Origin of the sequence: Polaribacter sp. (genome assembly GCF_039939415.1) — a bacterium.
Taxonomy (GTDB): Bacteria; Bacteroidota; Bacteroidia; order Flavobacteriales; family Flavobacteriaceae; genus Polaribacter.
In genome coordinates this window covers 83,537-108,088 of sequence record NZ_JBDVJE010000011.1, presented here as the reverse complement: position 1 = coordinate 108,088, position 24,552 = coordinate 83,537, and the positions used below count along the sequence as shown (strand labels likewise).

Here is a 24,552-nt window from a genome sequence, read left to right as displayed (position 1 = left end):
TATAAGAAATTATTATTTTACTTTACTAAAGCCAACTGAATTCGTTTTCTAACCACATCAACTTCTAATACTTTTGCCACAATTTGTTGCTGTAAAGCGACAATAGTATTGACGTCTTTTACAAAAGTATCCGACAAATTAGAAACATGAATTAATCCACTTTCTTTGATTCCGATATCTACAAAACAACCAAAATTGGTAATATTATTTACAATTCCGGGTAATAATTGACCAACTCTTAAATCGGAAATGGTTTTAATATTTTTGTCAAAAGAAAATACTCTTGCCTTTTCTCTTGGATCTACACCAGGTTTTTCTAACTCTTTAACAATGTCTTTTAATGTAGGCAAACCAATGGTTTCTGTACAATAATTTTGTAGATTAATTTTCTGAATCAATGTTGAATTACCAATTAAATCGGCGACTTTTTTATTAATGTCTTTTGCCATTTTATCTACAATTGCATAACTTTCTGGATGCACTGCAGAATCATCCAACGGATTTTTTGCATTTTTAATTCGTAAAAAACCAGCAGCTTGTTCGTAAGCTTTTCCGCCTAAACGAGGCACTTTTTTAATAGCAGTTCTAGAAGAAAAAGAACCGTTTTCATTTCTGTAATTCACAATGTTTTCTGCCAATTTTGGTCCGATACCAGAAACATAACTCAACAAAGATTCGCTTGCAGTATTTATATTTACGCCAATAGTATTTACACAACTTTCTACTGTGTTGTCTAAAGATTTTTTCAATTTAGTTTGATCTACATCATGCTGATATTGGCCAACTCCAATTGATTTTGCATCAATTTTAACCAATTCAGCCAAAGGATCTTGTAACCTTCGTCCGATAGAAACAGCTCCACGAACGGTAACATCGTAGTTTGGGAATTCGTCTCTAGCAATTTTAGAAGCCGAATAAATAGAAGCTCCGGCTTCACTAACCACAAAAACATCCACTTGATTTTTAAACTGAATCTTTTTTATCAGTTGCTCCGTTTCTCTAGAAGCAGTTCCGTTACCAATAGCAATGGCTTCAATTTTATGCGCTTCTGCTAACGAGCTTATTTTCTTAATTGCATCAAAAGATTGATTTTGTGGTGCGTGTGGAAATATAGTTTCATTATGTTCTAAATCACCTTGCTCATTTAAACAAACAATTTTACAACCCGATCGAAATCCAGGGTCAATGGCAAGAACTCTTTTTTCACCTAAAGGAGCTCCTAAAAGTAATTGTTTTAGATTTTTAGAAAAAACAAGAATGGCGGCTTCATCTGCTTTTTCTTTAGCTGTGGATAATGTTTCGTTAGATAATGAAGGAAAAAGCAAACGTTTAAAAGCATCTTTAATAGCTAATTGAATTTGTTCTGAGCATTCATTCTGACTGCGAATAATTCTGTCTTCCATTTTTTGAAGCGCTCTTTCGGTGTCAATTTCTATTTTAACACGAATAAAACCTTCTTTTTCTGCACGTAAAATGGCTAAAAATCGATGCGATGGAATTCTGTTTAAAGACTCGCTCCAGTCAAAATAATCTTTAAATTTTTGTGCTTTTTCATCATCTTTTTTAGTTTTAATTACTTTGGATGAGATTTGTGCAAAACGCTCTAATTGATAACGAATATTATTTCTAATATCTGTGCGTTCGTTAATCCATTCTGCAATTATAAAACGAGCACCTTCTAAAGCATTTTTAACAGTTTCAACTTGGTTGGATGTATATTTAGAAGCAGTATATTCTAAATCATTTACACGCTGACTCATCATCATTTTTGCCAAAGGTTCTAAACCTTGTAAACGTGCAGTTTCTGCTTTGGTTTTTCGCTTCTTTTTAAACGGTAAATACAAGTCTTCTAAAGCAATTAAATCGTTAGAATTGTTGATTTTATTTTCTAATTCAGGCGATAAAACGTGTTGTTCTTCTAAGGCTTTTAAAATACTTTTTTTACGTTTTTCTAAAGCTTCAAAAGTTTCTTTAAATTTTACAATTTCACCAATTTGAATTTCATCTAAATTGCCTGTCATTTCTTTTCTATACCTAGATATAAAAGGAATTGTAGCATCTTCATTTAATAGAGAAATGGTGTTTTCTATAGATTTTGATGAGAGTTGTGTTTGTTGAATTATATATTGCTGTAATTGCATTTTATTAGTCGAATTTTATCAGAAAAAAGAAACCTCATAAAAATGAATTTATGAGGTTGTAAATATAGTAGATTTTTGTCTCCTTGAGCGCAGTCGGAAGGTTAAAAAGTTCTCGACTGTGCTCGAACTGATATTAGGAAATTACTTTCTCAAAAGCCAAGCGTTTTGCATTGTAATCTGTGTAAATAATTCCACAGTATTTGTAACCTAATTTTTTGATTAAAGACTGCATTCCTAAATTATCTTCATGCGTATCAATCTTTAAACTTTGAATGTTTTTATCTTTTAATTGTTGATGAAATTCATCAAAAAGAAAAGTTGCCAAACCTAATTTTCTAAACTCTTTTTTAATAGCCATTCTATGGATTACTCCGTAAACTTCATTTTCATCAATCAACCAACTTCCGTCAATAACTTCTTTATAAGTTGGTTCTTTTCTTAAAGTAAACATTGATGTTGCCATCACAACATCGTCATCATTTACAACTACATAACTTTCGTTGTTTAAAATATCTTGCGCTACTTGTGTTGCATTTGGATAACCGTTTTGCCATTGATCAATATTTTGTGATGCTAAATAAGCTTTGGCATCGTTAATAATTGTTTCAATCTGCGGAACATCTTCCGTTTTAGAAAGTCTTATTTTCATCAAAAAGTATTATAAGGTTTTGTCAGGTTGAGCGCAGTCGAAACCTTAACTAAAATTTAAAATTAATAGTTCTCGACTGCGCTCGAACAGACAATTATATCATTTTAAAGTCTAATAATAATTCTCCGTTTACAGAACATTGTAATTGATCTCCTTTAAAAATTTCCCCTTTACCAAGAGCAGGTGTTCCTGTAAAAATTAAATCGCCAGGTTGTAAGGTCATATATTCAGAAATAAACACAATAATATCAGCAAAATCGTGAATCATATAAGCTGTATTACTTTTTTGTTTTTCTTCTCCGTTAATTTTTAAATCAAAATCAATATCACCTAAATTATAATCAGAAACAGGTTTAAAGCTAGAAATTGGTGCAGCACCATCAAAACCTTTTGCAAATTCCCAAGGGTGTTTTGTTTCTCTGGCATTTGCTAAAATATCTTTTGCAGTATAATCAATACCAACAGCAATTTCAGAAATATAAGAATTTGCATCTTCTTTAGAGATGTTTTTACCTTCTTTACCAATTTTAACAACCAATTCTACTTCGTAAATTAATTCGTTGGTAATGCTACTAGGATATGCTACATCACAATTAACAGCTAAACTAGATTCTGGCTTAGAAAATATAAATTTCTTACCTTTCTTTTTTTCTTCAATATCTTTTAAATCAGTAACGTAGTTACTACCTATTCCTAAAATTTTCATTTTAAATACTTTTTTTGTTGTGTAAGTAAAAGTAAAAAAAATGCATCAAAAAAAACTTTTTTTAGCATATTAAATATTGATAATTATTTTTTTAAAAGTGATGTTAATATTAGAGTTTTTAAAACATTCAATAAAGTAAAATCTATTAGAGCTTAAAGTTTTTAAGCTACGTTATATTTTCTTGTTTTTTAAATCACGTAATTTTACTCTATTGATTATAAATATGTTATATGATATTTGTAAGAGGAATAAGTAGAAAAATACTTGATCAATATCTTCTACATATTTCAGGGTTTTAGAAAAAAAACAAAACTTTTCTAAAAAAATATCAAAACAAACTTAATATTAATTAAAAAACTTAAAAAATTATGTCACGTATTACATTAGAAGCATTAGGAAAAGAAACAGGTAAATATCTTAGCCACGCATTAGATAAAGTTTGGCTACAAAATGGGGTTCAAGGAGAAGGAGAAGTTTTTGTACTTGAACAACTTAAAGGAGGTCGTGTTGCATTAGCATGTACAGGAGGAGAAAAAGGAAAATATTTGAGTCATGCTTTCGATAAATTATGGTTACAAGATGGTATACAAGGAGAAGGAGAAGAATGGATCATGAAAGATCATGGAAAAGGAAATGTCTCTTTTGATTGTTTAGGAAAAGAAGTAGGTAAAACATTAAGTCACGCTTTTGATAAAATGTGGCTTCAAAACGGTTATCAAGGAGAAGGAGAATTATGGGCAAAAAGAAATGCTTAAAACATTTGATTCATAAATGTGAAAAGGGATGTGATTCATATCACACCCTTTTTTTATATTGAGTTAAGAAGCAAAAAATTCTTCTTTCTTACCTTTCTTTTTTTCTTCAATGTCTTTTAAATCAGTAACGTAATTACTACCTATTCCTAAAATTTTCATTCTATAGTTGTTTTAATTTTTGTTACGTAAATTTAATAAAAAAATCCACCAAAAAATATATTTTCTGATGGATTTATAATTTGTAAAAAAGCTAATTTTAAGCTTCTACTTTTTCTTTTGAATCCATTTTAATTTCAGGAAAATCAACAATTTCTTGGTTATTTAAAATGTCTTCAATAGTTTGTCTTTTTCTAATAATATAATCTTTTCCTTTATGAAGCATAACCTCTGCAGGTAAATAACGAGAATTGTAATTAGAAGCCATTGAGAAGCAATAAGCACCCGCATTGTGGAAACATAAAATATCTTCTTCAGAAATTTCTGCAATTCTTCTGTTAGATGCAAACGTATCTGTTTCACAAATATATCCTACAACAGAGTAATATCTATCTCGACCATTAGGATTAGAAGCATTTGTAATATGATGATAAGAATCGTACATCATAGGCCTAACTAAATGATTGAAACCAGAATCTACATGAGCAAATACGGTAGAAGTTGTTTGTTTTACAACATTAACTTTTGCTAAGAAAGAACCCGCTTCAGAAACTAAAAATTTTCCTGGTTCAAACATTAAAGTAATATCCTTTCCATATTCTACACAAAACTCATTGAATCTTTTTGATAATTGAATACCTAATTGCTCAATATCTGTAGAAATATCTCCTTCTTTATAAGGTACTTTAAATCCACTCCCAAAGTCTATGAAATCAATATTATCAAATTGTCTAGCCACATCAAATAAAATATCAGAAGCACGTAAAAAGGTATCAATATCTAAAATATCAGAACCTGTATGCATGTGAATTCCGTTAATATTCATTCCTGTGTTTTCTACAACACGCTTAATGTGAGGTACTTGGTGTATTGAGATTCCGAATTTAGAATCGATATGACCTACAGAAATTTTAGAATTTCCACCTGCCATAATATGTGGGTTAATACGCACACATACAGGAGTGTCTGGGTGTTTTTGTCCAAACTGTTCTAAAATAGAAAGGTTATCTATATTAATTTGAACACCTAATTTAGCTACTTCTTCAATTTCATGTAAAGAAACTCCATTTGGTGTAAAAATAATGTCATGTGGTTCAATACCAGTTGTTAAACACAATTGCACTTCTTGAAAAGAAACAGTATCTAAACCAGAACCTAAATTTTTAAAGAATTTTAAAATATTTATATTAGAAAGTGCTTTTACAGCATAATTTAACTTTAAATTTTTAACGCTACTAAAAGCATTTGTTAACCTATTATATTGAGATTCTATTTTATCTGTATCATATACGTATAAAGGACTTCCGTATTTATTTGCTAATTCTACTAATTGTGTATTTTCCACCTTGTCTTATTTTAATTCAGACTTCAAATGTAGTAAAATTGTTGACTTAAAAAGTTCTTTGTTTAAAAATACAACGTATTGTTTTATTTTGTGATTTTTAATGAATTTTTAACATCTTTTTTTGGTTGAAATCCTGTTGATAACTAATTAACAGATGTATTTTATTTTATGCTGTTAAATGTTATTTTAGCAAGGCTTCAAACCTACTAACAGTAAGAGATTTCATGAGTAAAGAAACAAAATATACAGAAGATAATATTCGTTCATTAGATTGGAAAGAGCATATTAGAATGCGTCCAGGAATGTATATTGGAAAATTAGGAGATGGTTCTTCTGCAGATGATGGAATTTACATTTTAGTAAAAGAAGTTTTAGATAACTCTATAGATGAGTATGTGATGGGAGCAGGTAAAACCATCGAAATTTCTATACAAGGAACAAAAGTTACTGTTAGAGATTACGGTCGTGGAATTCCTTTAGGTAAGGTAGTTGACGTAGTTTCTAAAATGAATACAGGTGGTAAATACGACTCTAAAGCATTTAAGAAATCTGTAGGTTTAAATGGAGTTGGTACAAAAGCAGTAAACGCACTTTCATCGTTTTTTAGAGTTGAATCTTCTCGTGATGGAAAATCAGCTTCCGCAGAATTTAGCCAAGGTAATTTAGAAAATCAAGAATTTTTAGAAGAATCTTCAAGAAGAAAAGGAACTAAAGTTTCTTTTATTCCAGATGAAAGCATTTTTAAGAAATACAAATTCAGAAATGAATATGTGGCAAAAATGTTAAAGAATTATGTGTATTTGAATCCTGGATTAACCATTATTTTTAATGGTGAAAAGTTTTTCTCGGAAAATGGATTAAAAGATTTATTGGAAGATAACAACAACAAAGAAGATATGTTGTATCCAATAATTCATTTAAAGGGTGATGATATTGAGGTTGCTATTACACACAGTAAAACACAATATTCAGAAGAATATCATTCGTTTGTAAATGGACAACATACCACACAAGGAGGAACGCATCAAGCTGCATTTAGAGAAGCTATTGTAAAAACAATTAGAGATTTTTTTGGTAAAAACTTTGAAGCATCAGATGTTCGTAAATCTATTATTTCTGCTATAGCTATAAAAGTAATGGAGCCTGTTTTTGAAAGTCAAACAAAAACAAAATTAGGTTCTACAGAAATGGGTGGAGGGTTACCAACAGTAAGAACTTATATCAATGATTTTGTAAAAACAAAATTAGACAATTTTTTACATAGAAATACAGAAGTTGCAGACAAGCTTTTAAAGAAAATTGTTCAGGCAGAAAAAGAGCGAAAAGAACTCTCTGGAATTCGAAAATTAGCAAGAGACAGAGCCAAAAAAGCAAGTTTGCACAATAAAAAATTACGTGATTGTAGAATTCATTTAGGAGATATTAAAAAGGAAAATTATTTAGAAACTACCTTGTTTATTACAGAGGGAGATTCTGCTTCTGGTTCAATCACAAAATCTAGAAATGTAAATACGCAAGCAGTTTTTAGTTTAAAAGGAAAACCTTTAAATTCTTATGGATTAAGCAAGAAAATTGTGTACGAAAATGAAGAGTTTAACCTTTTACAAGCGGCTTTAAATATAGAAGATGGTTTAGAAGATTTGCGTTATAATAATATTGTAATTGCAACAGATGCTGATGTTGATGGGATGCATATTCGTTTATTACTCATAACATTCTTTTTGCAGTTTTTTCCTGAATTGATAAAAGAGGGACATTTATATATTTTAGAAACACCACTTTTTAGAGTTCGAAATAAAAAACAAACATTCTATTGTTATTCTGATGAAGAAAAACGAGAGGCAATTGAAAAACTAAGAGGAAAATCAGAAATAACCCGATTTAAAGGTTTGGGTGAGATTTCTCCAAATGAATTTGTTCATTTTATTGGAGATGATATTCGTTTAGATCCTGTAATGTTAGATAAAGAAATGTCTATAGAACAAATGTTGCAGTTTTATATGGGAAAAAACACACCAGACAGACAGAAGTTTATCATAGAAAACTTAAAAGTAGAATTAGATTATGTTGAAGAAGAAGTATAACACAAAATTAATTAAGAATATATTTTCTATTTTATTTGTAGCTTTTAGTATGTTTTGGTTATTTCAGATTGATTGGAGTGATATATCAAGTAAAAAGAACTCTGGAGCTTTCTTTGGAGTGTTAGCAGGAATAATGATTATTATTTCATTACAGATTAATAATAAAGACAAAAAAGATTTAGATTAAAAAGAATCGTTGGCAAACAAGATTGCGTTAGGGATTGAAGTGGCATCCTTTTTTGAGATTGGGTTTCATAAAAAGTAATTTTTATGAAGCGCATCTAACGAAGCTAAAAAAAAGATATAACGTAAAGCCTGTTAAAACGCCAAAAGAATAAAAAATTAAACTCTTAAACGAATAAACGTTTTTTAGATGAGTGAAGAAATAAACGAAAACGAACACGAAGAAGAACTAAATATTGAGGGAGAAAACCTTCAAACGGAAATCATAACCAAGGTTACAGGAATGTATAAAGAGTGGTTTTTAGATTATGCTTCGTACGTAATTTTAGAAAGAGCAGTGCCTTCGTTAGAAGACGGTTTAAAACCTGTACAGCGTAGAATAATGCATTCTATGAAAGATTTAGATGATGGACGTTACAATAAAGTAGCAAACATTGTTGGTCATACAATGCAGTATCATCCTCATGGAGATGCTTCTATTGCAGATGCTATGGTGCAAATTGGTCAGAAAGAACTGCTAATTGATATGCAAGGAAACTGGGGTAATATTTTAACCGGAGATAGAGCTGCAGCATCAAGATATATTGAAGCACGTTTATCAAAATTTGCTTTAGATGTTGTTTTTAATCCAAAAACAACAGAATGGAAACTTTCTTATGATGGACGTAGAAAAGAACCCATAGATTTACCTGTAAAATTCCCATTATTATTGGCTCAAGGAGCAGAAGGAATTGCGGTGGGTTTATCAACAAAAATATTACCACACAATTTTAATGAATTGATTGACGCTTCTATCAAATATTTAAAAGGTAGAAGTTTTAAAATTGTTCCTGATTTTTTAACTGGCGGAATTGCAGATTTTACCAATTATAATGATGGGAAAAGAGGAGGGAAAGTAAGGGTTAGGGCTAAAATATCTCAACTTGATAAAAAGACTTTAGTAATTAATGAAATCCCATTTTCTACAACAACTTCGTCTTTAATTGATAGTATATTAAAAGCGAATGATAAAGGTAAAATTAAGATAAAAAAGATTGAAGATAATACAGCTGCAGAAGTAGAGATTTTAGTGCACTTACCTCCAAATGTTTCTCCAGATAAATCGATTGATGCATTGTATGCTTTTACAAATTGTGAAACTTCAATTTCTCCATTAGCTTGTACAATTGAAGATAATAAACCTGTTTTTGTTGGTGTTTCTCAAATGTTGAAACACTCTACAGATTTAACAGTAGATTTATTAAAACAAGAATTAGAAATTCAATTAAATGAATTAGAAGAACAATGGCATTTTTCATCTTTAGAAAGAATTTTTATAGAAAATAGAATTTATCGTGATATTGAAGAAGAAGAAACTTGGGAAGGAGTAATTGCTGCTATAGATAAAGGTTTACAACCACATATTAAGCACTTAAAACGAGCAATTACTGTAGATGATATTACACGTTTAACAGAAATTAGAATTAAGAAAATATCGAAATTTGACATTGATAAAGCAAAGCAATTTATAGAAGGCTTAGAAGATAAAATTGCTGTTGTGAAAGATCATTTAGCAAATCTTATAGAGTTTGCAATTGATTATTTTAAACGTTTAAAAGATACTTACGGAAAAGGAAAAGAACGCAAAACAGAAATTAGAATTTTTGATGATATAGTTGCGTCTAAAGTAGCCATGAATAACGCAAAGCTTTATGTAAATAGGGAAGAAGGTTTTATTGGAACATCATTAAAAAGAGATGAATTTGTTACAGATTGTTCTGATATAGATGATATTATTGTCTTTAGAAAAGATGGTAAAATGATGGTAACTAAAATAGATGCTAAAACATTTGTTGGTAAGGATATATTGCATGTTGCAATATTTAAAAAGAAAGACAAAAGAACAGTTTATAATTTTATGTATAAAGATGGAGCTAAAGGACCTTCTTACATGAAACGATTTAATGTTACAGCAGTTACTAGAGATAAAGAATATGATTTAACCAATGGAAGTAAAGGTTCTAAAGTTTTATATTTTACAGCAAACCCTAATGGAGAAGCAGAAGTTGTTACCATTAATCTACGTTCTGTTGGTAGTGTTAAAAAACTAAAGTGGGATATAGATTTTGCAGATTTAGCTGTAAAAGGTAGAGCAGTAAGAGGTAATACAATTTCTAAATTTCCAATTAGAAAAATTGAATTTAAGTCCGCTGGTGTTTCTACTTTAAAACCGCGTAAAATTTGGTTTGATGATGCTGTTCAGCGTTTAAATGTGGATGAAAGAGGAGACTTGTTGGGAGAATTTAGAGCAGAAGATAAATTATTAATTGTTACACAAAGTGGAAAAGCAAAAGCTGTAAAACCAGATTTGGCAATGCATTTTGAAGATGATATGATTGTTTTAGAAAAATGGAAACCCAATAAGCCATTATCTGCCATTTATTTTGATGGGGAAAAAGAGCGTTATTATGTAAAACGTTTTCTAATTGAAACTCCAGAAAAAGAAGAAGTTTTTATTTCTGAACATGCAAAATCTAAATTAGAAATCATTGCAACTGATTACAGACCAATTGCAGAAGTTCAATATTCTAAACGTAGTTTAGATAATGAAGCAATTAATTTTGAAGAGTTTATTGCTGTTAAAGGTATTAAGGCTCAAGGAAATCAATTAACTACAGATAAAATTAAGAATGTTAATTTATTAGAGTCACTACCTTTTGAAGAAGAACCAGAAGAAAAAGTAGAAGAAGTAGAGGTTGTAGATGAAGAAGTTGTAGAAGAAAAGTTACCTATTGATGTGCCAACTATAGAGGTATCTTCAACTTTAGAGGTTCAAGATAAAGAAGACAAAAAGAAAGCGCTTCTAAAGAAAGCAATTCAAAAGAAGAAAGAAAAGACTGATGATGAAAATCAACAGAGTTTATTTTAAAATTAATTGCAATGAAAAAAATAGGATTAATTGGAGGTATCACACCAGAATCTACCATATTGTATTATAGAATTCTAAATGAATTAAATTCTAATAATTTAGGAAAGTCTCATTCTGCAAAAGTTATAATTAATTCTTTTGATTTTGGCCAGATTTCTAAACTACAAAAAGAAAATAGATGGGATTTGTTAGACATAGAAATGGCAAATGCAGCAAAAGATTTAGAAAATGCAGGTGCAACCTGTATTTTAATTTGTGCAAATACAATGCATTTATGTATTGATGCTGTTAGAAATGCTATAAATATACCTGTTATTCATATTGCAGAAGCAACGTCAAAAAGAATTCTCGAAAAGAAACTGAAAAAAGTTATTTTGTTGGGTACAAAATATACTATGGAAAAAGATTTTTTTATTGATATTTTAAAATCTTTTGGTATTGAAGCAGTTATTCCAGAATTAGAAGATAGAAACGAAATTCATAGAGTTATTTATGATGAATTAGCTGCTGGAGAAATTTTAGAATCATCAAAAGATAAATACCTAAAAATTATTAATAAATTATTAGAGAGTGGGGCAGAAGGAGTTATTTTAGGATGTACAGAAATACCTTTATTAATTAAACAAAAAGATGTTGCTGTTCTTGTTTTTGATACAACGATGATTCATGCAACTGCTGCTTTTAAATATTCAATTAGTAACTAATTTCAACAATAACATATTTTTAATATTTAAAAATTAATTAGTTTTTTTTATTATAGATTGAAATAAGTTTTCAATATCAGAAAGATAAGTTTTAGAAATTGGTATTTCTAAATCTTTAATAAAAGCTGTTTTTTTGTTAATTCTAGTAATTTTGTTAATATTAATAGCAAATCTTCTATGCGTTTTTTTTATTTGATGATTATTAAATTCATTTAATAAATCATCTAATTTATAACGGCAAGTAAATTGCTTGTTTTTAAAATATATATACACCATATTTCCTTCAGACTGAGCATATAAAATATCATTAAGTAATATTTTTTCAATTCCATTTTTTGTTTTAATCAGAAAGGGAATATTTTCTTTATTATCCTCAATTTCTAATTTTTTTTTCACATTAAAATTAGAAACAGATAATTGTATATTGGCAAGTAAAGTAGCATTATTAAATGGCTTCATTATATAACCTGCTGGTTTTATTTGTGCTATTTTATTGATAATATCATTACAACCATAAGCTGTTATAAATATAAAAGGAATATTTAGAACTGTTTTAATTTTATTAGCAAGCCAAATACCAGATTTTACACCTTTTAAATTGATGTCTAGTAAAACTAAATCAGGCTTTAATTGACTTATTTCTAACCAAGCTTTTTCTGCTGTAGCAGAACTGCCAAGTACAATATGGTTATTACGAGTTAAAATACTTAAAAGTGTGGCTCGAGTAACCCCCATATCTTCGACAATGTATATTGAATAAGATTTCATAATAATTAATTAACTAAAATTAAATTTAAGATTAAAGCCATTGTCTAAATAAGAATAACTTTTACAATTGAGCTCTTCTATTAACATTTCAATTAAATTTAAACCTATTTGCTCTTTTTTAGTAGTAGATTTTAAGTTAAACCCTTTACCGTTATCTTTGTAATGAAAATAGTAAATGTTTCCTTTTTTTTCTAATACAATTTTAATTTTACCATTATTTTTAAAAGCATGTTTTGCAGAGTTTGTAATTAATTCACAAACAATTAAACCAAGAGGTGTTGCTTTTTCGGTTGTCATAACTACATTGTTTATTTTTACAGTTACATCTATATTTAATTGATTGTTATAATTTTTTATGATTGCATTACTTAATTTTTTTAAATAAGCTGTCATTTCTATTACAGAATTTGAATCTTGTGTATATAAATGTTCATGAATAAATGCCATAGACTCAATATATTTTTGAGTTTCTAAAAAAACCTCTTTATTTACATCACTTTTAAAATTTTGAGATTTAAGTTCTAAAATACCAGAAATAACTTGTAAATTATTTTTTATTCTATGATGAATTTCTTTGAGTAAAGTTTGGTTAACTTTTAAAGCTTTTGTAAGTTTTTTTTTATTTATGGTTATGTACTTATTTTTTCTTTTTATTTTTAAGAATAAGAAAAAGAATAAAACCCCTGTTAAAGATGTTATTATAATTATTAACCAATGATAAAAATTAATTTTTTGATTGTGCGATATTATTTTTTTAGAAAATTGAAGTTCTTTTTGTGTTTCATTTAAATTAAATTCTAAAGAAGCTTCTTTAATGCCTTTTTTTTGTACAGATTGATTTATAGAATCTTTTATTCTTGCACTTTTTACAAAATAATAATGTGATTTTTTAAACTTATTTTTATACAATAAATATTTTCCTTTTATAGCATAAGCTCTTGATGTAGCAATTGGTGTTTTAAATGATTTTAAGAAGTTTAAAGAGCTGTCTAAATATTTTTCGCAAAGTTTATCTTTTTTATTTAAAAGATAATATTCACTTAAATTTAAATAAGCTTGTACTGTAATTCTAGGTTCAATTACTTTTTTACTAGATTTTAATTCGTTTAAAAATATTTCTTCTGCACCTTTAAAATTTAAAGATTTTATGTTTAGACTAGCGATGTTAGAGGCAATTACATTTTTAAAGTGAATTTTATATTCTAAGTTAGAAATTAAATTATCTTCTAAATTTTTTTTGATCACCTTGTTTACAAGTTCTAGAGATTTGTTATAATTTTTAATAGCATTTTTGTAATCGTATTGCCTTTCATAAGTAAGACCAATATTATTATAGGTACTACTTGCACTAAAAAAACTTTCCTCTTTTAGTAAAACATCTAATTTAAGTTTGTAATTTTCTCTTGCTTTTTTATAATCCTTTATCTTATAATAAATTCTTGCCACTCTTTCGTATTCATAGTAAGGTTTATTTTTATTAGAATTATGAATGTTATTTAACTTTATAAATAAAGGAAATATTTCTAATTCTTTATTGTAAAACCCTTTTCTATGATATGCTTCAATTAAACCTAATGCTGTAATATAGGATTGATGAAAAGAAAAAAACTCTTCTTTTTGAAGTAAATCTGTACCTAGTTCAATAATTTTATCATTGTTAATTAATTGATTGTAATAGGTGAAAATTTGAAATTTTGCTAATAATTTTTGATTAGGTGTCCCATTTTTTAAGGCCCATTCTTCTCCTATAAATAAAGAGTCTATAAAAGTTTTTTTTAATCGTATTTTTTTTTGGTTAAAAAGTATAACTCTCTCATTAAATTTTTTGTTTAAAGAGTTAAAATCTTTTTCTGTAAACGATTTTATTTTTTTTTGTATTGTATTTGAAGGAATTTGTAAACCTAAAAAAGTAAATACGATAAATATAATTTTAATTTTAAATATTAAATGAAGCATACACAATATTAGTAATTATAGAATAAAAATAAGATTTTTTCGTAGGAATAAAATTTTAAAGCTTTACTTCACAAAAAACAACGGTTACTTCACAAATATTAGTTTTTTTTAGATTAACTATTTGTTATGTTTAAATTTTATTTATAATTGTCTTAGTAATTAATACATTTTTAGAGAATAAGTAATAAGCTTAGGGGTTTTTATTACTTATTATTTCCCCAATAACCTTAAAAACTCCAGCTTAAAAGTTGGGGTTTTTTTTATTAAATGATTAAATGAAAAAATGTCCATCTTGTAACTCTGAAAACAGAAGGAGGATTCCTCGAAATTTTTTTCATAAATTTTTTTTACACTCAAAATTATATAAATGTTTAGATTGTTATACTAGATATCTTTGGGTTGAGCCATATAGAAAAACCTTGAAGTTAAAACGAAAATATTTTTATTAAAAAAAATTATTTCATTTTTTCAAAAAAGGTAAACTGATAATTAAGTAATAATTCTGGATTTGTAATTTTTATAATATCTTTTAAAACCAAATCAGGTCTTGTGGGTGCTAACTCATAATAAATTACTCCACCAGTTTTTCCTTTTTTTGTTGAAGGAGTATAAATTTTATCATTTTTAAATGCATCAAACTGAGTATAAATTTGATTACTTTGAAGTAATTGTTTTTTTGATGAAAAGTAACCTGGTGCAATCCAATAATCAGCATTTTTAGCTTTGTCAAAAACACTTTCAAAACTTAGAGACAAACTTCCTTTTCCTTTTGTTTCTTGCCATAAATAATTCAAATTTGCATCAACTAAAAACTGAGCAACAAAACTTTCTCCAGCAGGTAAGTTCCAAATGTCTTTGCTCATAATAGCACCAGATAGAATAGAAGGTTTTTTGTTTGCTTTTAAAGCAATGTTTTTTGCATTTAAATAATTAGCTTCAATTATACTAAAAATACTATCAGCTTTTTTTTCTTTATCAAATAAAACTCCAAAAAATTTAATCCATTCTGCTCTTCCTAACGGAGTTTCCTCGAGCCAATCTCCATTATAAATAACATTTATACCTGCTTTTTTAACTGTTGTTAAACTTTTATCAGCAGAGGTTACACTATAACCAACCACTAATTCTGGTTGTAAATCCAAGAGTATTTCTGTATTTAAAGAGCTTTCTCTTCCAATTTCTTTAATTTTTCCTTCATCAATTAATTGTCTTGTTTTTTCTGAAGACACATATTTAGAATACGGAAAACCAACAATCGAACTTTCTTCGTTTAATAACTCAACCATTGGAATATGTGTTGTTGATGTAACTACAATTCTATCAATAGGAGTAGAAATTATCGATTTTTCAAAATTCTTAATATTAGAGTTTGTTTTTCTCTTAATACTATATTCAAAAACTTTTTTAGAATTCTGATATGCAGATTTTATAATTAGTTTTTTTATTCCATTGCCTTCAACAATATCAAAACCTTTAGCATATTTAATAGTACTTTCGATTTTTGTTTTTTTATTAATTTTTACAGTTTCTTTTTTACAAGAAATAGTTATCAATAAGAATAATAAAACAGGAATTAATAGAAATTTCTTCATTATGAGTATACTTGATTTTCTTGTTCTTGTACTCTAATAAATGTAGTTCTTTTGGTTAATTCTTTTAATCTACTTGCACCTACATAAGTGCAGGTAGATCTAATTCCACCTAAAATATCAATAATAGTTTCTTCTACATTTCCTTTAAATGGAACTTCAACAGTTTTTCCTTCAGAAGCTCTATAGTTTGCAACTCCACCAGCATGTTTATTCATAGCTGTTTCTGAACTCATTCCGTAAAAAGCTTTGAATTTTTTTTCGTTTTTTTCTATCAATTCTCCACCACTTTCTTCATGTCCTGCAAGCATGCCACCTAACATTACAAAATCTGCACTACCACCAAAAGCTTTAGATAAATCTCCTGGAATTTTACATCCACCATCAGAAATAATTTGACCTCCCATTCCATGAGCAGCATCTGCACATTCTATAATTGCAGAAAGTTGCGGATAACCAACACCTGTTTTAACTCTTGTAGTACAAACGGAACCAGGACCTATACCAACTTTAATAATATCTGCTCCAGCTAATAAAAGTTCTTCAACCATTTCTCCAGTAACAACATTACCTGCAATGATTACTTTATTAGGATGATTTTTACGCATTTTCTGAACAAAATTTACAAAATGTTCAGAGTAACCATTAGCTACATCAATACAAATAAAATTTATTTGAGGAAATTCTTCTAAAATTTGTTTTACTTTAATAGAATCTTCTTTTCCAGTTCCTGTACTTACTGCAATATTCCTTAAAATTTGATCATCTGCATTAGATGCAAAATCTCTCCATTCTTTAATAGTGTAATGTTTATGAATAGCTGTAAATAAATTGTATTTTGCTAACGCTTTTGCCATTTCAAAAGTACCAACTGTATCCATATTTGCAGCCATTATTGGTATTCCTTTCCAAACTACATCACTATGTAAAAAAGTAAATTCTCTTTCCAGAGTTACTTGAGATCTTGATTTTAAAGTAGAACGTTTAGGGCGAATCATTACATCTTTAAAACCTAATTTTAAGTCATTTTCTATTCTCATAAAAGTAAAAATATTTAGAGTTTAAAGATATTAAAAATGTAAACGTTTTTATTAGATTGTTAATAAGAATGCATATATATTTGCATAGATTTTGGTTTTGATGTAGAAGTCATTTTACTTCAAATTAAAAGGGAATCTGGTTAAATTCCAGAACTGTTCCCGCAACTGTAAGCTACTAAGCTTGTAACTAATTCTTTAACCACTGTTTTAATTTCTGAAAATATTTTTAGAATAAAGAATGGGAAGGTTTGTTATAAGACGCAAGTCAGGAAACCTGCCAAAAATCACGAGTTAAAAACTTTCGGGATAAAAGTTTATGTACTAATCTTTATTTGTACACAAAATTTACCTGATTTATTGTAAATCAAATTTATTAAAAATGAAAAAACAATTAGTAATTGTTGGTGTTTTGGCATGTAGTTTTGTCAGCACAAATCTTTTTGCACAAAAGAAAGAAACGCAAAAAGAAAGAGTAGAAACCCTTAACGAAGTTGTTATAACAGCAACAAAATTTAAGTTAAAAAAAGAAAATACAGGTAAAGTAATTCACAAAATTACTCAAAAAGAATTGCAACAAAATGCAGGGAAAAATGTAATTGAAATATTAAATACTGTTGCTGGTATTGATGTTAGAGGTGTAAACGCAAATGCTAGTGAGCCTAAAAGTATTAATATTAGAGGAGGTAGAAGTAGACAGGTTTTGGTTTTAATTGATGGAGTGCCAGTTACAGATCAGTCTGCAATTAATCAAGAATTCGATTTACGTTTATTAGCAGTAAGTCAAATAGAATCTATAGAAATTTTAAAGGGAGGATCATCAACTTTATATGGTTCAGGAGCAGCCTCTGCAGTAATTAATATAATTTTAAAGAAATCTGCAACAGATAAATTATCTGGATCTTTTGAAACGAGTTTTGGTACAAATAATACAGCAAATGTTACAGGAAGTGGTTTGTCTGATAAAAATCAGAATTTAAATTTAAATGGTACATTAGGTTCTGTAAAATTTTTAGGTTCTTTTAGTATTACTGGTATAGATGGTATGTCTTCTGCAAAGAGTACATCTTCTTCAATTTTTGAAACAGATTCTTATTACAGTAAAAATGCATTGGTAAAATTAGGATATAATTTTAATGATAACATCTCTGTAGAAACGTTTTTAAATTATGATGAATTTAATTATGGTTTTGATACTGGTGCCTACACAGATAGTGATGTAAATACAGGTGATCAACATCAATTTAGAATCGGAATTAAACCAAGTTATAAATACAACAAAGGACAAATGTATTTGTTGGCTTCTGTAAATGAGGTTAAAAGAAATATAAATCAATATAATTCTTGGGGAGGAACCTTAGATAACTATAAATTTAATGGTAGAAGCTTAAATTTAGATTTAGTTAATAAATATAATTTTTCCACTAAATTTCAGTTGATTACGGGTGTAAATTATCAAGAACATTCTAATCAAACAGAAACTCCTTTTGCAACAATTGATAAAGAGGTTGCTAATTTTAATACAATTGATCCTTATGCAAGTGTTGTTTATATTTCTGATTATGGTTTGAGTGCAAATGTTGGAGGACGTTTAAATATTCATAATGTATATGGAAATCATGTTGTTTATGATGGAAACTTAGCATATGCAGTTTTAAAAGAAGAAAATGCTTCTGTAAAGTTATTAACTTCATATAGTACTTCTTTTATTGCACCAAGTTTGTATCAATTATATGATGGTTTTGCAGGAAATATTGATTTAAAACCAGAATCTAATAAAACATTTGAAGCTGGTTTTGAAGCTGATTATCAAGATTGGTTGCATTTAGATGCTGTTTATTTTAATAGAAAAGAAGAAGATGCAATTATTTATGATAACACTACTTTTAAGTACGGAAATGGTTCTTCTGATGCCAATGGAATAGAAGTAAACACTAAAATTACACCCTTAAGATTTTTAACATTAAATGCTTCTTATACATATGTAGATAAAGATCAAACAGAAGATTTTAATGATTATATACCAGCAAATAAAATTGTTGCAGGTATAGATATTACTGCTTTAGAGAATTCGTTTTTTAATTTAACATATAGAAATGTTGGTGAAAGAACAATTTTTGATAGGTGGGGTTCTTTTGGAACTGCAGGAGAAGATGTAATTTTAGCAAGTTACCAAGTTTTAGACTTTACTGCAAATTATAAATTATTATATGAAACAGTTACATTTTTTGGATCAGTTACAAATCTTTTAAATGAAGATTATGATGATATTTTAGGGTTTTCTACACGTGGAAGAAACTTTAAAGTAGGAGTAAGGCTTCAGTTTTAAAATGAATTAATTCTTATAATTAAAAATTAAAAGGCTCCAATTTAGGAGCCTTTTTTTATAATAATTTTTTTACTTCATTTTTAATAAAGGCTATTGCAGTATCTGTTGGTGGCAGTGTTTTAGAGTATTCTAAAATAACATTTTCTCTTAAATCATTTGCAGATTTAGCGGTTTCTGCTACTTCTTTTAATTTGTTAATAATTGTATTTTTAGTTGCTAAAATTGCCGTCCAAGAGTCGTTAGAAATATAAATTTGTTGTACCAGATTATGTTCAAATTCTTGCTCTATACTTGCAATTAAAAGTTGTAAATAATCATTGGTGTTTTCTGAAACAGGTTTTACTCTTACCAATAATTTAACTGGGTTTATTCTTTCACAAAACAACATTAAGCGTTCATAAGCTTGTAATTTAATAGGCAAAGAATTCTTTTTTCTTTCTGATAAAAGTATCAGTTTCTTTTCAGAATTTTGCTGTTTTATAAATCCGTTAAACATATAATAGGCAACAAAACCTGTTACTGCTGCAGGTAAAATATAAGCAATACTTTCTAATAATTCTTCCATAAATTAGAGTAAATTTAATACATACAAATATAGAACTCCTAAAAAGATTGCCAATCCAAAACTTAATAAAGTACCAATTAAAATATATTCAGTTAATTTTCTGTCTTTTGATGAAGTTAAATCTCCAAACCTAAAAACAGATTTTGCGGCTAATAAAAAACCAATAGCTTCCCAATGATTTGTAATTACAAAAGTAAATACAAATAGGCGTTCTAAAATTCCTATATAGCGTCCTGCTTTTGCTAAAGAATCATCATTTTCTTTTTTACTTTCAGGATTCCATTGTGTAATTATTATTTTGATAATTATTGATGAAACAAAAACAATTAAGAGCAAAAATATTATAAGAAGTAAGTTGTTTTCAGTGATAATTTCATCAAATGAAATAGTTATATTTTTATAAATTGATGTTATTAAAAATAAACTTAAAATATGCAATAATTGATCTATAAAAAACCAAATTCGCTTCGTTTTCTTCTCTTGAAGATAGAGTTTTAATATATCAATTATATAATGTGAGGTTATAATTAGTAAAAATCCTAACCAGTATTCTGTTATATTAAATTGAAGTACAAATAGTAATAGTATTGCGTGAACACCAATATGAAAGTATAATTTTAAAGATTTTATTTTCTTTTTTTCTTTGTTTTTTACCCATTTTTCTGACTGAAAAACAAAATCACCTAAAATATGTGCCAACAAAATTTTTAAGAATAATAACATAATTATACGTTTGTTTTTTGTTGAATTAATTTTCTAAAACGCTTTTCTAGCTTCATAATGGGGTCAAAACCAGATCGTTTTTGTCTTTCACTCACTCTTCCTTGTGTAATACCTAAAATAGCAGCAATTTCTTTTTGTGTAATGTTCTCAGAAGCTAAAGAGAGTTTAAAAACTTCTGCAGAATTTTTTGTCCAAGAATCCATTGTTAATAAGGCCAAATCAAATGCAATATTTAATTCTTCATCAATTTCTTGCCAAGGTGTTTTTATGGCTATATTTTGTTTTTTTAAATAATTGTCAAAAGCAAAGCCAGAGTTTATAAATGCTTCTCCATTAGATTCAGTAACCTTATCATAACTAAACTCTTTTTTACCAATTCCTATCCCAATTCTAACATCAATATTTTCTGTAGATTTTAAATGAGATTTTATTTTTAGAGCAGCATAAAAAGCATTTTCATAATTTTCAATTTCTAGTTGAAAACTATCACCTCTGTAGATTTGCCAAGTTTTAGGAGTTTTACCAAAAGAATTTAAAATTTCTTTTAAACTCTCCATCCAAAAATGATCATCATTTTTTCTAGAGTTGATAATATCGCCTGTTAAAATACTGGTCATTATAATTGTAATTTTTCTGCTAATATATAGTTTATTCATTATAAAAACAAAATTATCTGTCTGTAAGCAGATATTTTAAATTATCTGCCTATAAGCAGATATGTTTGTTTATCTGTTTATAGGCAGATAATTAAATAAAATATTGATGTATAACTTGTGAATAAAAACTGTTCATCTTCTTTTATAAAAACGAATAGTTTGGCTAAATTCACATTTTTAAATATTTTCAAAATAAACTATTGAATACTTACTTAAACTCTTTAAACGAAGCACAAAAGCAAGCTGTTGTACAAAAAGATGGACCAATGATTATTATTGCAGGTGCAGGATCAGGAAAAACACGCGTGCTAACATATAGAATTGCACATTTAATGCAACAAGGTGTAGATGCTTTTAATATTCTATCGCTAACTTTTACTAACAAAGCAGCAAGAGAAATGAAAGAAAGAATTGCAGGTGTTGTAGGTACTAGTGAAGCTAAAAATCTTTGGATGGGAACTTTTCATTCAGTTTTTGCTAGAATTTTGCGTTCAGAAGCAGATAAATTGGGTTTTCCAACGAACTTTACTATTTATGATACGCAAGACTCAGTTCGTTTAATATCTGCAATCATAAAAGAAAAAAATCTAAATAAAGAACAGTATAAAGCAAAACAGATTTTAGGTAGAATTTCTTCTTTTAAAAACAGTTTAATAACAGTTAGAGCTTATTTTAATAATTCTGATTTACAAGAGGCAGATTTACATGCAAGTAGACCAGAAGTAGGTAATATTTACAAAGAATATGTAGATAGATGTTTTAAGTCTGGCGCAATGGATTTTGATGATTTATTGCTAAGAACAAATGAATTATTAGTTCGTTTTCCAGAATCTTTGGCAAAATATCAAGACCGTTTTAGGTATATTATGGTTGATGAGTATCAAGATACAAATCACTCACAGTATTTAATAGTAAAAGCGTTAGCAGATCGTTTTCAAAACATTTGTGTGGTTGGTGATGATTCTCAGAGTATTTATAGTTTTAGGGGAGCAAATATTCAAAATATATTAAATTTTCAGAAGGATTATCCAGATGTAAAAACCTTTAAATTAGAACAAAATTATCGATCAACAAGTAATATTGTAAATGCAGCAAATTCGGTAATCGAAAAAAATAAAACAAAATTAGATAAAGAAGTTTGGACGTCTAATGATCCTGGAGAAGCTATAAATGTAATGCGTACTATTTCTGATGGAGAAGAAGGTCGTTTTGTAGCTCAATCTATTTGGGAAAACCAAATGAATCATCAATTAACACCAGATGATTTTTGTGTATTATACAGAACAAATTCGCAGTCAAGAGCCATTGAAGATGCTTTACGAAAAAAAGGAATAGATTATAAAATTTATGGTGGAATCTCTTTTTATCAAAGAAAAGAAATTAAAGATGTTTTGTCTTATTTACGTATTCTTATCAATCCAAATGATGAAGAAGCGTTAAAAAGAATTATCAATTATCCTGCTCGCGGAATTGGTGCAACAACTATAGATAAATTAACAATAGCAGCAAATCATTATAAAAAATCAATGTTCGATATTTTAAAATATATTGATAAAATTGATTTAAAAATTAATTCTGGGACAAAAAATAAGCTTCAGAATTTTATGAATATGATGCAAAGTTTGCAAATAGAATCGCAAACAAAAAATGCATTTGAAATTGCAGAAACAGTTGTAAAAAAGACTCTTTTAATAAAAGATTTAGAAAAAGATGGTACACCAGAAGCTGTTAGTAAAGTAGAAAACGTTCAAGAATTATTAAATGGAATTAAAGATTTTATTACCGATAAAATTGAAGAAGGAGCAGATGCTTCTTTAACTACATTTTTAGAAGACGTTGCTTTAGCTACAGATTTTGATGCCAAAAAAGATGACGAAAAACCAAGTGTTTCTTTAATGACAATTCATCAATCTAAAGGTTTAGAATATTTGTATGTTTATGTTGTTGGTTTAGAAGAAAATTTATTTCCTTCTGCCATGAGTATGAACACAAGAAGTGAGCTAGAAGAAGAACGCAGATTGTTTTATGTGGCTTTAACTAGAGCAGAAAAAGTAGCTTATTTAACATATGCACAAACACGTTATAGATGGGGTAAATTAGTTGATGCAGAACCAAGTAGGTTTTTAGAAGAAATAGACGATAAATATTTATATTATATAACTCCAAAAGCACCAGAAAGAGCTGTAAATAACTTTATAGACAAAAGTATTTTTGATGATGCTCCAAAAGGAATTCGTTTTCAAAAACCGATTCAGCGTAAAAAAATGGAGCGAGATTTAATTAAGAAAAAAGAAATTATCATTCCTAAAAACTTAAAAAAAGTATCTCAAGCAAGCTCAAAAGCAAATTTATTTGATGGCAATATTATAGTAGGTAATATCGTAGAACATAACAGATTTGGTAGTGGAGAAGTAATTGCTTTAGAAGGAAATGGACCTAATAAAAAAGCAGAAATTAAATTTGGTACTGTTGGTAAAAAGAAATTATTGTTACAATTTGCTAAATTAAAAGTCATTGGATAAGAATTTTTTAAAAACAAAAAATAAATCGTTATTTTGCAACGTTTAATAACTTCAACAAAAAAATAGTTAATTCTTGTCTTTTAAAATTCAAGAAACTTCACAAAAATAAATAGATGACATTCGATTTAGAATACAATTCAGAAAGACCGTTAATGATTATACCAGAATACGGCAGACATATACAGAAATTAGTAGATCATTGTGTAGCATTAGAAACTAAAGAAGAAAGAGATAAAATGGCAAAAGCCATTGTAGATGTTATGGGTAATTTACAACCCCATTTAAGAGATGTCCCCGATTTTAAGCACAAACTTTGGGATCAACTTTATATAATGGCAGATTTTAAATTAGAAGTAGAATCTCCTTATCCACAACCTTCTAAAGAAGAATTACAAGAAAAACCAGAAGGTTTAGCTTACCCAAAATCAGCCTCAAGATATCGTTATTATGGTAACAATATACAAACAATGATAGATATTGCCTTATCATGGGAAGAAGGAGATAAGAAAGAAGCTTTAGTATTTACCATCGCAAATCACATGAAAAAATGTTATTTAAACTGGAATAAAGATACTGTAGATGATGTTGTCATTTTTAATCATTTATTTGATTTATCTGATGGAAAATTAGATTTAAGAAATTCTGAAGAAAAACTTTCTGAAAGTAAAAACTTACTTAGAAAAAGAAATTCCCAAGGTCAGAATCATTCTAAAAATCACAAAAAGCCACACCATAATCATCAAAATAAAACTAAAAACAGAAAAAGATATTAGTAT

The 24,552-nt window shown here is 27.9% G+C and carries 19 protein-coding genes and 1 riboswitch; of the genes, 8 read left to right on the top strand and 11 right to left on the bottom strand.

What is annotated here, in order from left to right:
* Window positions 1-17 precede the first annotated feature (17 nt).
* The 3 genes from ABJG40_RS01940 to ABJG40_RS01930 all read right to left on the bottom strand — a co-directional run bounded on the left by ABJG40_RS01940 (window position 18) and on the right by ABJG40_RS01930 (window position 3,496).
* Window positions 18-2,141, bottom strand: coding sequence for a Tex family protein (locus tag ABJG40_RS01940; protein ID WP_348022897.1), 2,124 nt, complete (start codon window positions 2,139-2,141; stop codon window positions 18-20).
* Between the two features lie 133 nt (window positions 2,142-2,274).
* The gene (locus tag ABJG40_RS01935; RefSeq protein ID WP_348022896.1) at window positions 2,275-2,790 is read right to left on the bottom strand and encodes a GNAT family N-acetyltransferase; all 516 of its coding nucleotides are present in this window, start codon (window positions 2,788-2,790) and stop codon (window positions 2,275-2,277) included.
* A 94-nt stretch (window positions 2,791-2,884) separates the two neighbouring features.
* The gene (locus ABJG40_RS01930) at window positions 2,885-3,496 is read right to left on the bottom strand and encodes a fumarylacetoacetate hydrolase family protein (RefSeq protein ID WP_348022895.1); all 612 of its coding nucleotides are present in this window, start codon (window positions 3,494-3,496) and stop codon (window positions 2,885-2,887) included.
* Window positions 3,497-3,864: 368 nt separating this feature from the next.
* Here ABJG40_RS01930 and ABJG40_RS01925 point away from each other — a divergent pair, with 368 nt between their 5' ends.
* Window positions 3,865-4,251 (top strand): hypothetical protein, encoded by a 387-nt coding sequence (locus tag ABJG40_RS01925; protein WP_348022894.1) that lies wholly within the window; start codon window positions 3,865-3,867, stop codon window positions 4,249-4,251.
* A 256-nt stretch (window positions 4,252-4,507) separates the two neighbouring features.
* Here ABJG40_RS01925 and lysA read toward each other — a convergent pair whose 3' ends face one another.
* Window positions 4,508-5,752 carry a diaminopimelate decarboxylase gene (lysA, locus tag ABJG40_RS01920; RefSeq protein ID WP_348022893.1) on the bottom strand — a complete coding sequence of 415 codons (1,245 nt, stop codon included), beginning with the start codon at window positions 5,750-5,752 and terminating at the stop codon, window positions 4,508-4,510.
* A gap of 224 nt (window positions 5,753-5,976) precedes the next feature.
* Between lysA and ABJG40_RS01915 the strand changes: the two genes are divergently transcribed.
* The 4 genes from ABJG40_RS01915 to ABJG40_RS01900 all read left to right on the top strand — a co-directional run bounded on the left by ABJG40_RS01915 (window position 5,977) and on the right by ABJG40_RS01900 (window position 11,631).
* Window positions 5,977-7,836: a DNA topoisomerase IV subunit B gene (locus ABJG40_RS01915; RefSeq protein WP_348022892.1), complete on the top strand. Its 1,860-nt coding sequence runs from the start codon at window positions 5,977-5,979 to the stop codon at window positions 7,834-7,836.
* Window positions 7,817-8,023, top strand: a complete 207-nt coding sequence (locus ABJG40_RS01910) for a hypothetical protein (protein ID WP_348022891.1) — start codon at window positions 7,817-7,819, stop codon at window positions 8,021-8,023. Before ABJG40_RS01915 ends, ABJG40_RS01910 begins: the two co-directional genes overlap by 20 nt.
* Before the next feature lie 186 nt (window positions 8,024-8,209).
* Window positions 8,210-10,927, top strand: a complete 2,718-nt coding sequence (locus ABJG40_RS01905; protein WP_348022890.1) for a DNA gyrase/topoisomerase IV subunit A — start codon at window positions 8,210-8,212, stop codon at window positions 10,925-10,927.
* Between the two features lie 11 nt (window positions 10,928-10,938).
* Window positions 10,939-11,631, top strand: coding sequence for an aspartate/glutamate racemase family protein (locus tag ABJG40_RS01900; protein WP_348022889.1), 693 nt, complete (start codon window positions 10,939-10,941; stop codon window positions 11,629-11,631).
* Window positions 11,632-11,664: 33 nt separating this feature from the next.
* On the opposite strand, the gene ABJG40_RS01895 is transcribed toward ABJG40_RS01900, so the two are convergent.
* The 4 genes from ABJG40_RS01895 to ABJG40_RS01880 all read right to left on the bottom strand — a co-directional run bounded on the left by ABJG40_RS01895 (window position 11,665) and on the right by ABJG40_RS01880 (window position 16,984).
* Entirely contained in the window at window positions 11,665-12,399 is a 735-nt protein-coding gene (locus tag ABJG40_RS01895; protein ID WP_348022888.1) for a response regulator transcription factor, read from the bottom strand.
* Between the two features lie 9 nt (window positions 12,400-12,408).
* Window positions 12,409-14,355, bottom strand: a complete 1,947-nt coding sequence (locus ABJG40_RS01890) for a histidine kinase dimerization/phosphoacceptor domain -containing protein (RefSeq protein WP_348022887.1) — start codon at window positions 14,353-14,355, stop codon at window positions 12,409-12,411.
* A 455-nt stretch (window positions 14,356-14,810) separates the two neighbouring features.
* Window positions 14,811-15,947 (bottom strand): ABC transporter substrate-binding protein, encoded by a 1,137-nt coding sequence (locus tag ABJG40_RS01885; protein WP_348022886.1) that lies wholly within the window; start codon window positions 15,945-15,947, stop codon window positions 14,811-14,813.
* Window positions 15,947-16,984: a GMP reductase gene (locus tag ABJG40_RS01880; protein ID WP_348022885.1), complete on the bottom strand. Its 1,038-nt coding sequence runs from the start codon at window positions 16,982-16,984 to the stop codon at window positions 15,947-15,949. Before ABJG40_RS01880 ends, ABJG40_RS01885 begins: the two co-directional genes overlap by 1 nt.
* 75 nt (window positions 16,985-17,059) lie before the next feature.
* A riboswitch (cobalamin riboswitch) is annotated at window positions 17,060-17,281 on the top strand.
* An 82-nt stretch (window positions 17,282-17,363) separates the two neighbouring features.
* Here ABJG40_RS01880 and ABJG40_RS01875 point away from each other — a divergent pair.
* Window positions 17,364-19,310 carry a TonB-dependent receptor gene (locus tag ABJG40_RS01875; RefSeq protein WP_348022884.1) on the top strand — a complete coding sequence of 649 codons (1,947 nt, stop codon included), beginning with the start codon at window positions 17,364-17,366 and terminating at the stop codon, window positions 19,308-19,310.
* Between the two features lie 55 nt (window positions 19,311-19,365).
* Here the strand turns inward: ABJG40_RS01875 and ABJG40_RS01870 are convergent, their stop codons facing one another.
* The 3 genes from ABJG40_RS01870 to ABJG40_RS01860 are packed head-to-tail and all read right to left on the bottom strand — an operon-like array spanning window position 19,366 to window position 21,254.
* On the bottom strand, window positions 19,366-19,875 hold the full coding sequence (locus tag ABJG40_RS01870) for a hypothetical protein (RefSeq protein ID WP_348022883.1): 510 nt from the start codon (window positions 19,873-19,875) through the stop codon (window positions 19,366-19,368).
* Between the two features lie 3 nt (window positions 19,876-19,878).
* Complete coding sequence (locus ABJG40_RS01865) at window positions 19,879-20,598, bottom strand: DUF3307 domain-containing protein (RefSeq protein WP_348022882.1); 720 nt, start codon at window positions 20,596-20,598, stop codon at window positions 19,879-19,881.
* A gap of 2 nt (window positions 20,599-20,600) precedes the next feature.
* Window positions 20,601-21,254 (bottom strand): SatD family protein, encoded by a 654-nt coding sequence (locus tag ABJG40_RS01860; RefSeq protein WP_348022881.1) that lies wholly within the window; start codon window positions 21,252-21,254, stop codon window positions 20,601-20,603.
* A 200-nt stretch (window positions 21,255-21,454) separates the two neighbouring features.
* Here ABJG40_RS01860 and ABJG40_RS01855 point away from each other — a divergent pair, with 200 nt between their 5' ends.
* Together ABJG40_RS01855 and ABJG40_RS01850 are read left to right on the top strand one after the other, a co-directional pair.
* Window positions 21,455-23,776, top strand: a complete 2,322-nt coding sequence (locus tag ABJG40_RS01855; protein WP_348022880.1) for a UvrD-helicase domain-containing protein — start codon at window positions 21,455-21,457, stop codon at window positions 23,774-23,776.
* 113 nt (window positions 23,777-23,889) lie between these two features.
* Window positions 23,890-24,549: a DUF4290 domain-containing protein gene (locus tag ABJG40_RS01850; protein ID WP_348022879.1), complete on the top strand. Its 660-nt coding sequence runs from the start codon at window positions 23,890-23,892 to the stop codon at window positions 24,547-24,549.
* Window positions 24,550-24,552 lie beyond the last annotated feature (3 nt).

Bases quoted from the DNA above. Each gene is read 5' to 3' on its own strand.
- ABJG40_RS01850 (WP_348022879.1), top strand. From the start codon at position 23,890: ATGACATTCGATTTAGAATACAATTCAGAAAGACCGTTAATGATTATA.
- ABJG40_RS01865 (WP_348022882.1), bottom strand. From the start codon at position 20,598: ATGTTATTATTCTTAAAAATTTTGTTGGCACATATTTTAGGTGATTTT.
- ABJG40_RS01930 (WP_348022895.1), bottom strand. From the start codon at position 3,496: ATGAAAATTTTAGGAATAGGTAGTAACTACGTTACTGATTTAAAAGAT.
- ABJG40_RS01915 (WP_348022892.1), top strand. From the start codon at position 5,977: ATGAGTAAAGAAACAAAATATACAGAAGATAATATTCGTTCATTAGAT.
- ABJG40_RS01905 (WP_348022890.1), top strand. From the start codon at position 8,210: ATGAGTGAAGAAATAAACGAAAACGAACACGAAGAAGAACTAAATATT.
- ABJG40_RS01860 (WP_348022881.1), bottom strand. From the start codon at position 21,254: ATGAATAAACTATATATTAGCAGAAAAATTACAATTATAATGACCAGT.
- ABJG40_RS01875 (WP_348022884.1), top strand. From the start codon at position 17,364: ATGAAAAAACAATTAGTAATTGTTGGTGTTTTGGCATGTAGTTTTGTC.
- ABJG40_RS01910 (WP_348022891.1), top strand. From the start codon at position 7,817: ATGTTGAAGAAGAAGTATAACACAAAATTAATTAAGAATATATTTTCT.
- ABJG40_RS01870 (WP_348022883.1), bottom strand. From the start codon at position 19,875: ATGGAAGAATTATTAGAAAGTATTGCTTATATTTTACCTGCAGCAGTA.
- ABJG40_RS01935 (WP_348022896.1), bottom strand. From the start codon at position 2,790: ATGAAAATAAGACTTTCTAAAACGGAAGATGTTCCGCAGATTGAAACA.
- ABJG40_RS01885 (WP_348022886.1), bottom strand. From the start codon at position 15,947: ATGAAGAAATTTCTATTAATTCCTGTTTTATTATTCTTATTGATAACT.
- ABJG40_RS01890 (WP_348022887.1), bottom strand. From the start codon at position 14,355: ATGCTTCATTTAATATTTAAAATTAAAATTATATTTATCGTATTTACT.
- ABJG40_RS01925 (WP_348022894.1), top strand. From the start codon at position 3,865: ATGTCACGTATTACATTAGAAGCATTAGGAAAAGAAACAGGTAAATAT.
- ABJG40_RS01895 (WP_348022888.1), bottom strand. From the start codon at position 12,399: ATGAAATCTTATTCAATATACATTGTCGAAGATATGGGGGTTACTCGA.
- ABJG40_RS01880 (WP_348022885.1), bottom strand. From the start codon at position 16,984: ATGAGAATAGAAAATGACTTAAAATTAGGTTTTAAAGATGTAATGATT.
- ABJG40_RS01900 (WP_348022889.1), top strand. From the start codon at position 10,939: ATGAAAAAAATAGGATTAATTGGAGGTATCACACCAGAATCTACCATA.
- ABJG40_RS01940 (WP_348022897.1), bottom strand. From the start codon at position 2,141: ATGCAATTACAGCAATATATAATTCAACAAACACAACTCTCATCAAAA.